This is a genomic window from Streptomyces sp. NPDC001401, assembly GCF_042895385.1.
In the GTDB taxonomy this organism is placed as follows: Bacteria; Actinomycetota; Actinomycetes; order Streptomycetales; family Streptomycetaceae; genus Streptomyces.
On record NZ_JBIAWI010000009.1, the window covers coordinates 269,765 to 282,974 of the forward strand.

Consider the following 13,210-nt stretch of genomic DNA (forward strand, 5'->3'; position numbering starts at 1 on the left):
CTCGCGTGCCGAGGACGACGCAACACTCGGCATAAAGACGACAGAAGATGTCCGGCTTACCCGGCAGTGTGAAGGCGACAAACGCGTTCAACGGGAGGCCGGACATGTCACAGCCGCTGAAGGGTAAGGTCGCGCTGGTCGCAGGGGCGACGCGGGGCGCGGGCCGCGGGATCGCGTTGGAGCTCGGTGCGGCCGGAGCCACGGTCTACGTCACCGGACGCACCACCCGCACCCAGCGCTCCGAGTACGACCGCCCCGAGACCATCGAGGACACCGCCGACCTCGTCACCGAGGCGGGCGGCCAGGGCATCGCCGTACCCACCGACCACCTCGAACCCGCACAGGTCCGCACCCTCGTGGACCGCATCGCGGACGAACAGGGCCGCCTCGACGTCCTCGTCAACGACATCTGGGGCGGCGAGAACCTCTTCCAATGGGAGAGCCCGGTCTGGGAGCACGACCTCGACAAGGGACTCAGGCTGCTCCGGCTCGCCGTCGAGACACACGCGATCACCAGCCACCACGCCCTGCCCCTGCTCCTGCGCCACCCCGGCGGCCTGGTCGTCGAGGTCACCGACGGAACCGCCGAGTACAACCGCGACACCTACCGCGTCTCCTTCTTCTACGACCTCGCCAAGTCATCCGTGCTGCGCATGGCCTTCGCCCTGGGCCATGAACTCGGACCGCGCGGGGCCACCGCCGTCGCCCTCACCCCGGGCTGGCTGCGCTCGGAGATCATGCTCGAGCAGTTCGGCGTACGCGAGGACAACTGGCGCGACGCCCTCGAACGCGTCCCTCACTTCGCCATCTCCGAGACCCCGCGCTACGTGGGCCGCGCCGTCGCCGCCCTCGCCGCCGACCCCGACGTGGCCCGGTGGAACGGCGAGTCCCTCTCCAGTGGGGGACTGGCCAAGGCGTACGGCTTCACGGACCTGGACGGCAGCCGCCCGGACGCCTGGCGCTATCTCGTGGAGGTGCAGGACGCGGGCAAATCCGCCGACACGACCGGGTACAGGTGAGATCAGGTGCGCAGCATTGGCGGGGCCCAACGTGCCGAGTGGCCCGGCGGCAGTGCCAGATCGTCGCGCACGGCCGTGTAGTAGCCGTCGCGCCTGTCGCGCTGCTGCTCCAACAGGGCATGCCAGGCCGCGGGATCGCGGGTGTCCTGGCGAACGTACTGCTCCATGTCGATGAGCGTCAGTACCCACGCCCTGGCCTTTTCCACCACGTCGGGGCTGCCCAGGAGCAGCAGCGCTTCCCAGGCCGGATCCCGGGCGGTCATCGCCTCGGCGAGCTGCGGTTCCGCCTCCTGCAGGGGCAGCGGATGCGGGTGCGGGTCGTCGCCGAGGTGCGAGGCGACCTGGTACGTCAGCGTTACGGATCTCTTGAGCGCGCGCGCATAGTCGACGTACGCCGCCAGCCGCCGCTCCTCCCACCGCACCGCCTGCTCCCGGCGGAACCGCGCCTGGTCGCCCCGTACGACCGCCAGATAGGAACCCAGTGCGCCGATCACGACGCCTATGAGCGCGGGAAGTTGCTGCATGAACGCGGACATGTGCGCACGCTATCTGCCCCGTTGATCGTCCGGGGAGTAGCTTCGGCCCATGGCTGATACAAAGCGCTTCGAGGGATACGGAGTTCTCGTCACCGGCGCCGCCCGCGGCATCGGAGCCGCCGTCGCCCGACGGCTCGCCGAAGAAGGTGCGCGGGTCCTGGTGACCGACGTCGATCCGCCCGAGGCGGAGAAGACCGCGGCCGCGCTGCGTGAACAGGGCCTGGCCACCGAGGCGTTGGCGTGCGACGTGGCCGACCGGGGATCCGTGGAGGCGGCCGTCGCGCACGCCGTCGACGCCTTCGGCTCGCTCGACGTCCTGGTCAACAGCGCCGCGAGCTGCACACCCGACACGCCGCTCTTCGAGGACGGGCCGGACGACGCGTGGGCCCGCGACCTCGACATCACCCTGACCGGCACCTACCACTGCTGCCGCGCCGCCCTCCCGCACCTGGCCTCCTCGGGCCGCGGCGCCGTCGTCAACATCGGCTCCGTCAACGCCCTGCAGGACTTCGGCAACCACGCCTACAGCGCCGCCAAGGCCGGCCTGGGCTCCCTCACCCGCACCATGGCCGCGCACGTTGCCGCACGCGGCGTCCGCGTCAACCTGGTGGTGCCGGGCACGGTGCGCACCTCGGCCTGGGAGGGCCGTGACGACGAGCTCGAGACCATGCGCGGGCTGTATCCCCTCGGCCGGGTCGGTGAGCCGGACGACATCGCCTCCGCCGTCGCCTTCCTCGCCTCCCGCGAGGCGTCCTGGATCACCGGCACCGCGCTCACGGTCGACGGCGGCGTCACCGCCGTGAACACGGGATTCCTCCGGGCGACGCGGCAGGACAGGAACGCTTAGCGGTGCGAAGCATCACGCTGTGACCTGCGGCACTGCGAATGTCACCGTTTCGTCGCATCGTGAGGGATTCCTGCAACCGATCGCGCCGGACGCCGGTCTAGCTGGCAGACATCGCAGATCAGACGACCCATCCGCACGAAAGGCAAGGCAGGCCATGGGGGACATACGCAGACGGGGAGCCGTCGCACTCGGGATCACCGGACTGGTGGCGCCGCTCACACTCGCCCTGGGCAGCGCGCCCGCGCAGGCGGCCACCAGCTGCACCACACAGACCGGGCCCTACCAGAAGCAGGTGGAGAAGTTCCTCGGCCTGACGGTCGACGGCAAGCAGTCCGCCGCCGACTGCAAGGCCATCAAGGCCTTCCAGACCAAGCACGGCATCACCCCGAACATCGGGTACGCGGGTTCTGTCACCTGGGGCGTGATGGACCTCATGAACAAGCAGAAGGCCGTCGGGAACAACCCCAACCGGGACGGCGCCTGCCCCGTCAACAAGGGCCGCATCGCCTGCGTGAACCTGACACTCCAGCTCAGCTGGATCCAGGACGGCAGCAGGCTCGTCTACGGCCCCGTCCCGGTCCGCACCGGCCGCGACGGCTACGAGACCCGCACCGGCCTGAAGAAGATCTACTGGCGGGACAAGAACCACGTCTCGAACATCTACAACGTGCCCATGCCCTACAGCCAGTTCTTCGACGGCGGCCAGGCCTTCCACTCGGTCAACCTCAGCATGTGGAACCCGCCGGGCTCACACGGCTGCGTCAACATGACCTCCGCCACGGCCCAGAAGTACTGGTCGCTGCTGAAGACCGGCGACGACGTCTTCGTCTACGGCCGCAAGCCGGGCACCTGACGCGAAAGGCAGGCACCCGGCTCGCAAAGGCGTCACGCCTCGGGCGCGTCCCCGAAGTCCGGGATCTCCAGCCTGGCCCCGCCCTGCCGCGCCGACTGGTGCGCGACGATGCCCGGCAGGGTGTAGCGGGCGGCCACCCACGCGTTCACCGACGGCAGCGACCGCGTGTTCACGGCGGTCACGAAGTCGTCGACCAGGAAGTGGTGGCTGCCCTCGTGCCCGTTGTGCAGGTTGTCGAACTCCCGCGGCAGCCGCGCGCGGTCGTGCACCGGCGCCGAACCCGAGGTGAAGGCGGCCCGCAGATCGGGCGCGATGTGCTGCAGTGACGGGTCGTCAGGGGACAGTGTGGGCTTGGGCTCCAGCAGCTCGCTGATGTCCTGCACCCCCTTCTTGTCCTGCCACAGCGCCACCGTGGCGAGCTGCTCCATGCTCGCGTCGGTGCCGAAGAACCGGAAACGCGACTCCCGGATGTGCGAGGGATAGCCGACCCGCCGGAACTCGTTCGTACGGAACGAACCGCCGCCCGCCACCTCGAACAGCGCGGTCGCGTTGGAGATGTCGTTGCCGAACTGGCTGACGTCCTTGTCGAAGACGCCGTCGCCCCGCTCGTCGACCACACCGATCGCCGACACGCTCACCGCATGCGTCTGCCAGGCGCCGAGCACCCCGCCCACCGAGTGCGTGGGGTAGAGCAGCGGGGGATAGCTGGCGGTCTGCTTCCAGTTCTCGCCGCCGCTGTACTGGTACGCCTCGTAGAACCCCAGGTCCATGTCGTGGACGTAGTCGCCCTCGGCGTAGAAGATCCGTCCGAAGGCGCCCTCGGCGATCTGGTTGCGGGCGTGCACGGTCGCCGGGTTGTACTGGCTGGTCTCGCCCATCATGTACGTCAGCCCGGTCGCCCTGACCGCGTCGATGATCGCCGCTATCTCCTCCGTGGCGATCGCCATGGGGACGGCGGAGTACACGTGCTTGCCGGCATTCAGGCCCTGCAGCACGAGCGGGCCGTGCGTCCAGCGCTGCGTGAAGATGGCGACCGCGTCGACGGCCGGGGACTCCAGCATGGCCTCGTACGAGGGGAAGGTGCCCGCCAACTGCTGTGCTGCGGCGAGTTGTTCGGCCCGTTCGGGCAGGAGGTCGGTGACATAGACGTCGCTGACGCCGGGATGGGCCTGGAACAGCGTGGCGAACTGGCCCGAGAACTGGCCGGCACCGACGATGCCGAGGGAGAACGTCATGTAAGGCATGCCCTTCATGGGTCGAGTGACAGGTCGACTCACTGGTCGAGAATCAGGTTGATCTGGCTGTTGGTCTGGTCGAGGCTGCTCACGGACTTGCCGTTGCCGTAGATGTCCTGCATGGCCGGGTGCATGAGCGCGAACACGTCGGCCGCATAGTTGGTGATCGGATAGGAGAAGGTCGTGAAGTCCTTCTTGTCGGCGACCGGCCTGGTGAAGGCCGTGACGTCGATGCCCTTCTTCTTGTACGCCGCCACCGCGGCCTTCGTGCCATCAGGTGTGGCCGGGAAGACGATGCCGTAACTGCCCACGGTCTTCTGGCACTCGTCCGACGCCAGGTACTGCACCCACTTCTTCGCGCCCGCCTTGTTGGCGGCGTTCTTGGTGATGGAGTCGGCGAGGCCGTTCATCATCGTGGCGCGCCTGCCGGTGGGGCCCTCGGGGGTGAGCGCGGTGGCGATCTTCATGCCCTTGAACCCGGCGTACGTCGAGATCATCCACGCGCCGTCGAACGTGGCCGCCGCCTTGCCCGCGGCCACCTGCGCGTTGCCCGGACTGGACTGGGAGTTGTAGGCGGTGAAGGGCGCCATGTAGCCCTTCTTCGCCAGCCCGAAGTACCACTTGACGACCGACTGGAAGGTCTTGGAGTCGTACCCGTACTTGGTGCCCCACCGCTTCTTGTCGGTGTAGGTCCAGCCCGCGGAGGCGGCGAAATTGCTCCACTGGGTCTGGCCGTCTCCGTCCCCGGCGCCGTTGCTGGCCAGGCCGTACACCTTGACGTTGTTCTTGTCGAAGCCCGGTTCGTCGCCGCGCTTGCCGTTCCTGTCGACGGTGAGGTGCGCGACGGCCTTCTCGAAGCTGCTGCCGTCCTTCGGGTTCCAGGACAGGTTGTTCAGCTGCCCGGCGCTGAGACCGGCCGCCTTCGCCGCCTTCTCGTTGTAGAAGAGGGCGACGGTGTCCCAGTCCTTCGGGGCGCCGTAGCGGTGGCCGTCCTGGCCCATCCAGTTGTCGGCGAGGCCTTTCTGGTAGGCGGCCGGGTCGATGCCCAGGTCGTCCAGCGGCTCGAGCACCTTCAGGTCGGCGAACTGGCCGAACTTCTGGATGTGGTCGGTGAACACGTCCGGCTCGGTGCCGGCGATGAAGCTCGCGGTCAGCTTGGTCCAGTAGTCGTCCCAGCCGAGCTGGGTGATCTTCACATGCAGGCCCGGGTTCTGCTGCTCGAAGCCCTTGGCGCAGGCCTGGTAGGCGGGCAGCTGGTTGGAGTCCCACAGCCAGTACGTCACCGTGTCCGACGCCGACCCGGCACCGCCGCCCTTGGCGCATCCGCTCACCAGGGACAGCGCCAGCGCTCCGGTCACAGCCGTGACCGTACGCATACGAATTCGCATGTCCGTCCCCTTACTTGATGCCGGTGAAGCTGATGGAGCCGACGATGCGGCGCGCGAAGAACCCGAACAGCACGAGCATCGGGAGAGCCGCGATGAGGGTGGCTGCCATCAGGCCCGACCAGTCGGTGCCGGTCTGCGGCGTCTGCGCCCGGAAGATCGCCAGGGCCACCGTGAGGACGCGCGAGCTGTCGCTGTAGGAGACCATCAGCGGCCAGAAGTAGTCGTTCCAAGCCGTGATGTACGTCAGCACCGCGAGCGTCATGATCGGCGTGGACGCCATCGGCAGCAGCACCCGGAAGAAGATCCGCACCTTTCCGGCGCCGTCGAGCAGCGCCGCCTCCTCGACCTCGCTCGGGATGTTCATGAAGAACTGCCGCAGGAAGAACACCGCGAACGGCGTCATGAACATCGTCGGCAGGGCGATCCCCAACAGGGTGTCCACCAGGCCGAGTTGCTTGATCAGCACGAAGTTCGGCAGGAGCGTGAAGATGGCCGGCACCATCAGCCCGGCGAGGAACAGTCCGAACACCTTGTCCCGGCCGCGCCAGCGCAGCCGGGCGAAGGCGTACGCGGCCATCGCGGAGAAGAAGATCTGGCAGACGGTGATCAGCGTCGAGACGATCACCGAGTTGAGCAGATAACGCCAGAACTTCAGCCCGCCGCCCGCACCGCCCTGGGCGATCGCCTCCTTGGCCGACTGCAGGCCCAGCGCCCGCTCGAAACCACCGGTGGTCAGGCCGACCGGCAGCGGGTCGGAGGGGTGGGCGGCGAGGCCGCTGTTGGTGGACAGCGCGGTGCGCAGGATCCAGTAGAACGGCAGCAGGGTGACGAGCACGATCGCGGCCATCACCGCCCAGGCCGCGATGCGGCCGAGGGAGAGCCGGCGCCCGAGGGGCCGTATGCGTGTGGTTGTCGTAGTGGTCACGGCAGCCATGTCTGTCTCCTCTCCCGTCAGCCGAGGTCGCTCTGGCCGGCCCGGGTGATCCGGTACTGCAGGATGGTGATCGCGCTCAAGACGACGAGCAGGGCCACGGACATCGCCGAGGCGTAGCCGAACTGGAAGCGGCCGAAGGCGGCACCGTAGATGTAGAACTGGAGCACGTTGGTGGCGTTCGCCGGACCGCCCGCGGTCGTCACGGCGACCGTGTCGAACACCTGGAACGAACCGATCACCGTCATGATCAGGACGACCGCCAGGACCGGCCGCAGCAGCGGCATGGTGATCCGCCAGAACATCCGCCACTCACTCGCGCCGTCCACCTTGGCGGCCTCGTACACGTCGTTCGGAATGGCCTGCAGACCGGCGAACAGCAGCAGCGCGGTGTAGCCGACGTGCCGCCACACGTTGATCAGCGCGATCGTCGGGATCGCCCAGGTCTCGTCCGCCAGGAACGGGATGCGGTCGAAGCCCAGCGCAGAGATGATCTCGTTGCCGATGCCGAGCTGGTTGTCCAGGATCCACAGCCAGACCAGGCCCGCGACCACGTTCGACATCAGATACGGCGTCAGCACGATCCCGCGCAGCACGGCCGACTGGGTCAGCCGCTGCAGCAGCACGGCGATGGCGAGCGCGGACACCGTCTGGATACCGATGTTGATCAGCACGTACTCGACGGTGACCTTCAGCGAGTCCCAGAAGATCGGGTCGTGGACCATCCGCACGTAGTTGTCCAGGCCCACCCACTCGGCCGGGGTGAGCAGGTTGAAGCGGGTGAAGCTCAGATAGATGCCCCGCAGCGTCGGCCAGAGCAGGAAGACGGAGAAGCCCAGCAGTGCCGGCGCGATGAACACCGCGGCCAGTCGTCCGTCGCCCCCGTTCTCACGGGCCTTGGCCCGTCGCGTCCTCTGCTCGGTCCCTGCCCCCTCCGCGCCGCGCAGCGGCAGGCGCGACGGAGGGCTGCTGGAGGCGATGGTCATCGGGAGACTCCCTCGTCTGCGGCGGCTCGTCCTCGGCCACTTACTTTTGGTGCGAAAGAATCCATGCGTCAAGGGGCCTGCAGACTTCTTTTTCTGGAGATGTCGAGCGCGCTATCCTGACCTGGTTGCTTTCATTACAAAAGAAATCATGTGGGAGTCTGACCTTCATGACCACAGTTGCCGACAGCTGGCTTCCGCTGAGCCCGGGTGAGCGCTCGGTGGCGATCGAGGTGCTCGTCAACGGCCCGCTGTCGCGCACCGAACTCGCCCGGCGGCTCGACCTCTCCGCGGGCAGCCTCACCCGGCTGACCAAACCGCTGATCGAGTCGGGTCTGCTGATCGAGGTGGCCGAGGCCGGAGCCCCGGCGGAGGTGCGCCAGGGGCGCCCCTCGCAGCCGCTGGCCGTCGTCGCCGAGTCCCGCTCCTTCATCGGCTTCAAGATCACCGAGGAGATGGTCTACGGCGTCGTCACCACCCTCCGCAGCGACATCGTCGCCCGCCACGACCGACCGCTGACCACCCACGACCCGGCCGAAGTCGCGGACCTGCTGGCCGAGATGACGGAGGAGCTCGCCCGCGCCCACCCGCGGCTCGCCGGCATCGGCATCGGTGTGGGCGGTCTGGTCGAGGACCGTGCCGTGGTGGGGGAGTCGCCGTTCCTGCGGTGGCGGGACGTCCCGCTGGCCGGGCTCGTCGAGGAGCGCACCGGGCTGCCCGTCGTCGTCGAGAACGACGTCGCCGCCCTCGTCGAGGCCGAGACCTGGTTCGGAGCCGGCCGGGGCCTGGACCGCTTCGTCGTCCTCACCATCGGCGCCGGCATCGGCTACGGGCTGGTCCTGGGCGGCAAACGGGTCCCCTGCGCGGAGGAGGACCGCGGGTTCGGCCGGCACTGGATCATCAACCCCAACGGGCCGCTCACTCCCGACGGCGAACGCGGCAGCGCCGTCTCACTGCTGACCATCTCCAGCATCCGCTACCAGGTCCGGGCCGCCACCGGCCGCGACCGGACGTACGAGGAGATCCTCGGCCTCGCCGCCGCTGGTGAACCCATGGCCGCCCGGGTCATCGACGAGGCGGCGCGCGCTCTCGGCACCCTCGTCGCCCAGATCGCCAACTTCGCGATGCCGCAGAAGATCCTTCTTGCGGGCGAGGGCGTCGGCCTGATGGATGTGGCCGGGGACACAGTGAGGGAGACGATCACCGCCCACCGGCATCCGATGGCCCGCCCGGTCCCCCTGGAGACCAAGGTGTCCGACTTCCACGACTGGGCCCGCGGCGCGGCCGTTCTGGCGATCCAGGTGCTGGTGCTGGGGGCGGCGGAAGCGTGAACTCGGTGATCGGCGTTGCCAGATGACGTGATCAGCAACACGGTCCCATATGCCCGTTTCCTGTTGCCTTACTCACAGCGCCTTCACCTCTGGAGCCGTATGCTTCACAGCATGTCCACCACTGTTGAACCCGTCTCCGATCGCTCGGCAGCCGAGGTCAACGAGGAGATCCGGGCCCTGTGGCGCCGGTCGGGCGGGACACTGAGCGGCGAGCAGCGCGAGGAGTACCAGCGTCTCGTCCTGGAGTGGGCCGCCGCGGCCCCCCAGCCGGCCCGGGCGGCCTGAGCGCCCCCTTCTCGTATTGGCCCCGGCCGTCCGCTGCTTCCCGTACTCCCTGTAGTTCCTTTACTTCCTGTACTTCCCGTACTTCCTGCGTGAACAGGCCACTTGCCGGCCGACGCATCAGCCCCACGTGGCCGAGTAGTAGCGCCGGTACGCCTTGCGGTCCTGTTCGGCGCGGATCCAGCGGGTGGCCACCAGGGCGAGCAGGCTGCCTCCGATCACCAGCATTCCGGGACCGATGTTCTGGGGGTTCGTGAGCCGGGCCAGCAGCGTCGAACCGTCCGCGATGCCCGTCACGGGAGTCGAGGAGCCGGGTGAGGTCGTGCCGGGTGCGATCGCGCTGTGCGTGGCCGAGGAAGACGGCGCCGAGCTCGGCGAACCGCTCTGCCCAGCGGCGGCCTGCTTCGACACGATCATCTGGACGCCGAGCGCCTGCATCGCCTTCGTCACGGGCTGGAAGAACGTCGTACCGCCCGAGGTGCAGTCGCCGCTGCCGCCCGAGGTCACGCCCAGCGCGATGCCCTCGGAGAACAACGGGCCGCCGCTGTCCCCGGGTTCGGCGCACACGTTCGTCTCGATGAGGCCGGTGACGGTGCCCTCCGGGTAGTTGACCGTGGCGTCCAGGCCCTTGACCTCGCCGTCGTGCAGTCCGCTGGTGCTGCCGCTGCGGAACACCCGCTCCCCGACGGCCGGATCAGCGACACCCGTGATGCGCACCCCGTTGCCGTTGCCGATGGCCACGATGTCGGCCCCGGCACCCGCCGCGCCGTTCGCGTACTGGACCAGGGAGAAGTCGCTGCCGGGGAAGTTCTGCTGCACCGTCTTGCCCAGCTGCTGGTTGCCCTGGTTGTCCGCGAACCAGATGGACCCGGTCGGCCCGCAGTGCCCGGCGGTGAGGATGAAGTCGCTCTGCCCGTTCGTCACGTTGAAGCCCGCCGAGCAGCGCCCGCCGGTGGACAGGATCGGCGACGCCCCGTTGAGACGGGTGGTGAAAGTGCCCTGGGTGCGTTCCATGCGGACGTAACTGCCGATGCCGCTCGCGACCTTGGACATGCTCGACCAGTCGGTCGCCGAGACGGTGCTGTCGGCCTGCACCACGACCTGGTTCGTCCGGTAGTCCATGACCCATGCCGTGCCCGCGACCCGGGGCGCCGCACGCAGCGTCGACGCCGCCGCCTTGAGCTCGTTCATGCTGTGCGACACCATCTTCGCCTCGGCACCCGCACGCTTGACCTCGGCCGCTGCCTCGTCGTCGGTCACCGCGACGACCGGACGCCCGTCCGCGCCGATCCAGGTGCCCGCCGTACGGGAGGTGCCGAGCCGGGAGACGAGCGCGGTGCCCGGGTTGTCCGAGGTTCCCGAGGCACTGAGCGGGAGGGCGGAGGTACCGGGAGTCTCACTGGCCATGGCGGCCTGCGTCACCATCGCTCCTCCCAGGAGGAGTCCGCCGACGGCCGCCAGCCGCGTCACTCGCCGGACGATCCGTCGTCGTGCGTGCCTCATGCATGGCTCCCGAACCCGAACGCGCGGTGTGAACACCGCGGGGCCCTCCGGTCGTTGAGTGCCCTCTCTCCATACGTGGCCGGGGACGGCCGCGTTCAGCGCGCGGGCGATCTTCTCACCGCTTGCGGCCCACCCCGCCGTACATGGCCACTTCCTGCGGCTCGCCCCCGTCCGCCGGCTCGGGCCGCCAGCGCGAGCACGAGACCACGCCCGGCTCCAGAAGCTCCAGACCGTCGAAGAACCGGGCCACGGCCTCGGGGGTGCGCTGGGTCAACGGCGGGATGCCGTGCTCGTTCCAGAACCGGACCGCCTCGTCCACCTCGGACAGTGCGGGGCTGGTGATGGTGTGGGACAGGACGAGGTGGCTGCCGGAGGGCAGCGCGTCCATCAGCCGTCGCACCATGCCGTACGGGTCCTCGTCGTCGCCGATGAAGATGACCACCCCGAGCAGCATCAGGGCGACCGGCTGCGTGAGGTCCAGGGTGTCGGCGGCGCGTTCCAGGATCGAGTCGACATTGCGCAGGTCCTCGTCCAGGTGGTCCGTGCGGCCCTCGGGTGAACTGATGAGCAGGGCGCGGGCGTGCGCCAGCACGAGTGGATCGTTGTCGACGTAGACGATCCGCGCGTCCGGGGCGAGACGCTGGGCGACCTCGTGCGTGTTGTCCGCGGTGGGCAGGCCGGTGCCTATGTCGAGGAACTGCCGGATCCCCGCGTCCGCCACGAGATGACGCACGGCGCGGCCCAGGAAGAGGCGGTCGGCGCGGGCGTACTCACCGATCGCCGGATGCAGTGCGCGGATCCGGTCGCCTGCGATGCGGTCGACCTCGTAGTAGTCGCTGCCGCCGAGCCAGTAGTTCCAGATCCGGGCCGTGTGCGGGCGCAGCGTCTCGATGCGGCTGCGCAGCGCCGCGGCGGGATCTTCGGTGGCTGCCGGGTTCTCCGTCACGGGGTCTGCTCCTGGAGTGCCTGATGGTGTGGTGCGTACGACGTCAACCGGCAATCTAGACGGCGGAGTTGATGTATGCCGAGGGTGCGGTACGGGCGTTTTTGCAGCACGCATCTCCAGGTCGTGCCAGGTCACACCACAGCCGCCTATCTTGTGCCTCATGACCAGCATCCCGCATGGCACGTCCGGTGAACCGAACCCCCTGCGCGCACTCTCCCCCGAGAGCCTCCGATGTCGTACGAGCATGAAATGGCGCACCTACCCCGCCGACGTGCTGCCGCTGTGGGTGGCCGAGATGGACGTGCCCCTCGCCGAACCCGTCGTCCGCGCGGTCACCGAGGCGCTTGCGCTCGGGGACACCGGCTACCCGGCGGGCACCGCCTACGCCGAGGCGCTCGCCGGGTTCGCCGAGAAGCGGTGGGGGTGGGACGGGCTCGCCGTGGAGCGCACCGCGATCGTGCCCGACGTCATGCTCGGTGTCGTCGAAATGCTCAAGCTGGTCACCGGGCACGGGGATCCGGTGGTCGTCAACTCGCCCGTGTATCCGCCGTTCTTCCAGTTCATCGAGCACATGGACCGGCAGGTCCTGGAGGCTCCGCTCGGGGCGGACCTGCGTATCGACTTCGACACCCTGGAGGAGACCTTCCGGAGGGCGGTCGCCGGGGGGCGCCGGGCCGCCCATCTGCTGTGCAGCCCGCACAACCCGACCGGAACCGTGCACACCGCCGGGGAACTGGCCGCCGTGGCCGCCCTCGCCGACCGGTACGGCGTCCGCGTGGTCGCCGACGAGATCCACGCCCCGCTGACCGCATCGGGCGCCGACTTCGTGCCGTATCTGAGCGTCACCGGCGCGGAGAGCGGCCTGTCCCTCATGTCCGCGTCGAAGGCGTGGAACCTGGCGGGGCTGAAAGCCGCACTCGCCATCGCAGGCCCCGCGGCAGCCGCCGACCTCGCCCGTCTGCCCGAGGAGGTCGGCCACGGCCCCAGCCACGTCGGCGTCATCGCCCACACGGCCGCCCTGAGCGACGGCACCGCCTGGCTGGACGCGCTGCTCACCGGCCTCGACGACAACCGGCGCCTGCTCGCCGGCCTGCTCGCCGAACACCTCCCCGCCCTCGCCTACCGTCCGGGCGAGGCCACCTACCTGGCCTGGCTCGACTGCCGCGCACTGGGCCTCGGAGACGATCCGGCGGAGGTGTTCCTGGAGCGGGGGAGGGTCGCGCTGAACTCCGGAATCCCCTTCGGCACCGGTGGGAGGGGGCACGTACGCCTGAACCTGGCGACCTCGCCCGAGCTGATCACGGAAGGCGTCCGGCGGATGACAGCAGCACTCGTCTGAACCAATCCCCAGGTGGC

The 13,210-nt window shown here is 69.0% G+C and carries 13 protein-coding genes; 6 read left to right on the forward strand and 7 right to left on the reverse strand.

Going from position 1 to position 13,210, the window contains the following annotated elements:
- The first annotated feature begins 104 nt into the window (after positions 1-104).
- A complete protein-coding gene (locus tag ACFY10_RS28830; RefSeq protein WP_390668114.1) occupies positions 105-1,019 on the forward strand; it encodes an SDR family oxidoreductase in 915 nt (304 codons plus the stop codon).
- A 2-nt stretch (positions 1,020-1,021) separates the two neighbouring features.
- Here ACFY10_RS28830 and ACFY10_RS28835 read toward each other — a convergent pair whose 3' ends face one another.
- Positions 1,022-1,555 (reverse strand): hypothetical protein, encoded by a 534-nt coding sequence (locus ACFY10_RS28835; RefSeq protein WP_390668115.1) that lies wholly within the window; start codon positions 1,553-1,555, stop codon positions 1,022-1,024.
- Positions 1,556-1,604: 49 nt separating this feature from the next.
- Here ACFY10_RS28835 and ACFY10_RS28840 point away from each other — a divergent pair, with 49 nt between their 5' ends.
- Positions 1,605-2,402: an SDR family NAD(P)-dependent oxidoreductase gene (locus ACFY10_RS28840; RefSeq protein ID WP_390668116.1), complete on the forward strand. Its 798-nt coding sequence runs from the start codon at positions 1,605-1,607 to the stop codon at positions 2,400-2,402.
- 154 nt (positions 2,403-2,556) lie between these two features.
- Positions 2,557-3,255 (forward strand): L,D-transpeptidase family protein, encoded by a 699-nt coding sequence (locus tag ACFY10_RS28845; protein WP_390668117.1) that lies wholly within the window; start codon positions 2,557-2,559, stop codon positions 3,253-3,255.
- A 32-nt stretch (positions 3,256-3,287) separates the two neighbouring features.
- Here the strand turns inward: ACFY10_RS28845 and ACFY10_RS28850 are convergent, their stop codons facing one another.
- The 4 genes from ACFY10_RS28850 to ACFY10_RS28865 are packed head-to-tail and all read right to left on the reverse strand — an operon-like array spanning position 3,288 to position 7,795.
- Positions 3,288-4,490, reverse strand: a complete 1,203-nt coding sequence (locus tag ACFY10_RS28850; RefSeq protein WP_390668248.1) for a Gfo/Idh/MocA family protein — start codon at positions 4,488-4,490, stop codon at positions 3,288-3,290.
- Positions 4,491-4,528: 38 nt separating this feature from the next.
- Positions 4,529-5,878, reverse strand: coding sequence for an ABC transporter substrate-binding protein (locus tag ACFY10_RS28855; protein WP_390668118.1), 1,350 nt, complete (start codon positions 5,876-5,878; stop codon positions 4,529-4,531).
- A gap of 10 nt (positions 5,879-5,888) precedes the next feature.
- Entirely contained in the window at positions 5,889-6,812 is a 924-nt protein-coding gene (locus ACFY10_RS28860; RefSeq protein ID WP_390668119.1) for a carbohydrate ABC transporter permease, read from the reverse strand.
- Positions 6,813-6,829: 17 nt separating this feature from the next.
- On the reverse strand, positions 6,830-7,795 hold the full coding sequence (locus ACFY10_RS28865) for a carbohydrate ABC transporter permease (protein WP_390668120.1): 966 nt from the start codon (positions 7,793-7,795) through the stop codon (positions 6,830-6,832).
- A gap of 167 nt (positions 7,796-7,962) precedes the next feature.
- On the opposite strand from ACFY10_RS28865, the gene ACFY10_RS28870 reads away from it, so the two are divergent.
- Positions 7,963-9,123 carry an ROK family protein gene (locus ACFY10_RS28870; RefSeq protein WP_390668121.1) on the forward strand — a complete coding sequence of 387 codons (1,161 nt, stop codon included), beginning with the start codon at positions 7,963-7,965 and terminating at the stop codon, positions 9,121-9,123.
- A gap of 99 nt (positions 9,124-9,222) precedes the next feature.
- On the forward strand, positions 9,223-9,408 hold the full coding sequence (locus ACFY10_RS28875; protein ID WP_390668122.1) for a hypothetical protein: 186 nt from the start codon (positions 9,223-9,225) through the stop codon (positions 9,406-9,408).
- A gap of 117 nt (positions 9,409-9,525) precedes the next feature.
- On the opposite strand, the gene ACFY10_RS28880 is transcribed toward ACFY10_RS28875, so the two are convergent.
- Both ACFY10_RS28880 and ACFY10_RS28885 read right to left on the reverse strand, forming a co-directional pair.
- On the reverse strand, positions 9,526-10,908 hold the full coding sequence (locus tag ACFY10_RS28880) for a S1 family peptidase (protein WP_390668123.1): 1,383 nt from the start codon (positions 10,906-10,908) through the stop codon (positions 9,526-9,528).
- Positions 10,909-11,023: 115 nt separating this feature from the next.
- Complete coding sequence (locus ACFY10_RS28885; RefSeq protein ID WP_390668124.1) at positions 11,024-11,854, reverse strand: SAM-dependent methyltransferase; 831 nt, start codon at positions 11,852-11,854, stop codon at positions 11,024-11,026.
- Between the two features lie 160 nt (positions 11,855-12,014).
- On the opposite strand from ACFY10_RS28885, the gene ACFY10_RS28890 reads away from it, so the two are divergent.
- Complete coding sequence (locus ACFY10_RS28890) at positions 12,015-13,193, forward strand: MalY/PatB family protein (RefSeq protein ID WP_390668125.1); 1,179 nt, start codon at positions 12,015-12,017, stop codon at positions 13,191-13,193.
- Positions 13,194-13,210: the final 17 nt, after the last annotated feature.

Excerpts from the sequence above, each read along its gene's own strand:
- ACFY10_RS28830 (WP_390668114.1), top strand. The coding sequence starts at position 105 with ATGTCACAGCCGCTGAAGGGTAAGGTCGCGCTGGTCGCAGGGGCGACG.
- ACFY10_RS28835 (WP_390668115.1), bottom strand. The coding sequence starts at position 1,555 with ATGTCCGCGTTCATGCAGCAACTTCCCGCGCTCATAGGCGTCGTGATC.
- ACFY10_RS28840 (WP_390668116.1), top strand. The coding sequence starts at position 1,605 with ATGGCTGATACAAAGCGCTTCGAGGGATACGGAGTTCTCGTCACCGGC.
- ACFY10_RS28845 (WP_390668117.1), top strand. The coding sequence starts at position 2,557 with ATGGGGGACATACGCAGACGGGGAGCCGTCGCACTCGGGATCACCGGA.
- ACFY10_RS28850 (WP_390668248.1), bottom strand. The coding sequence starts at position 4,490 with ATGACGTTCTCCCTCGGCATCGTCGGTGCCGGCCAGTTCTCGGGCCAG.
- ACFY10_RS28855 (WP_390668118.1), bottom strand. The coding sequence starts at position 5,878 with ATGCGAATTCGTATGCGTACGGTCACGGCTGTGACCGGAGCGCTGGCG.
- ACFY10_RS28860 (WP_390668119.1), bottom strand. The coding sequence starts at position 6,812 with ATGGCTGCCGTGACCACTACGACAACCACACGCATACGGCCCCTCGGG.
- ACFY10_RS28865 (WP_390668120.1), bottom strand. The coding sequence starts at position 7,795 with ATGACCATCGCCTCCAGCAGCCCTCCGTCGCGCCTGCCGCTGCGCGGC.
- ACFY10_RS28870 (WP_390668121.1), top strand. The coding sequence starts at position 7,963 with ATGACCACAGTTGCCGACAGCTGGCTTCCGCTGAGCCCGGGTGAGCGC.
- ACFY10_RS28875 (WP_390668122.1), top strand. The coding sequence starts at position 9,223 with ATGCTTCACAGCATGTCCACCACTGTTGAACCCGTCTCCGATCGCTCG.
- ACFY10_RS28880 (WP_390668123.1), bottom strand. The coding sequence starts at position 10,908 with ATGAGGCACGCACGACGACGGATCGTCCGGCGAGTGACGCGGCTGGCG.
- ACFY10_RS28890 (WP_390668125.1), top strand. The coding sequence starts at position 12,015 with ATGACCAGCATCCCGCATGGCACGTCCGGTGAACCGAACCCCCTGCGC.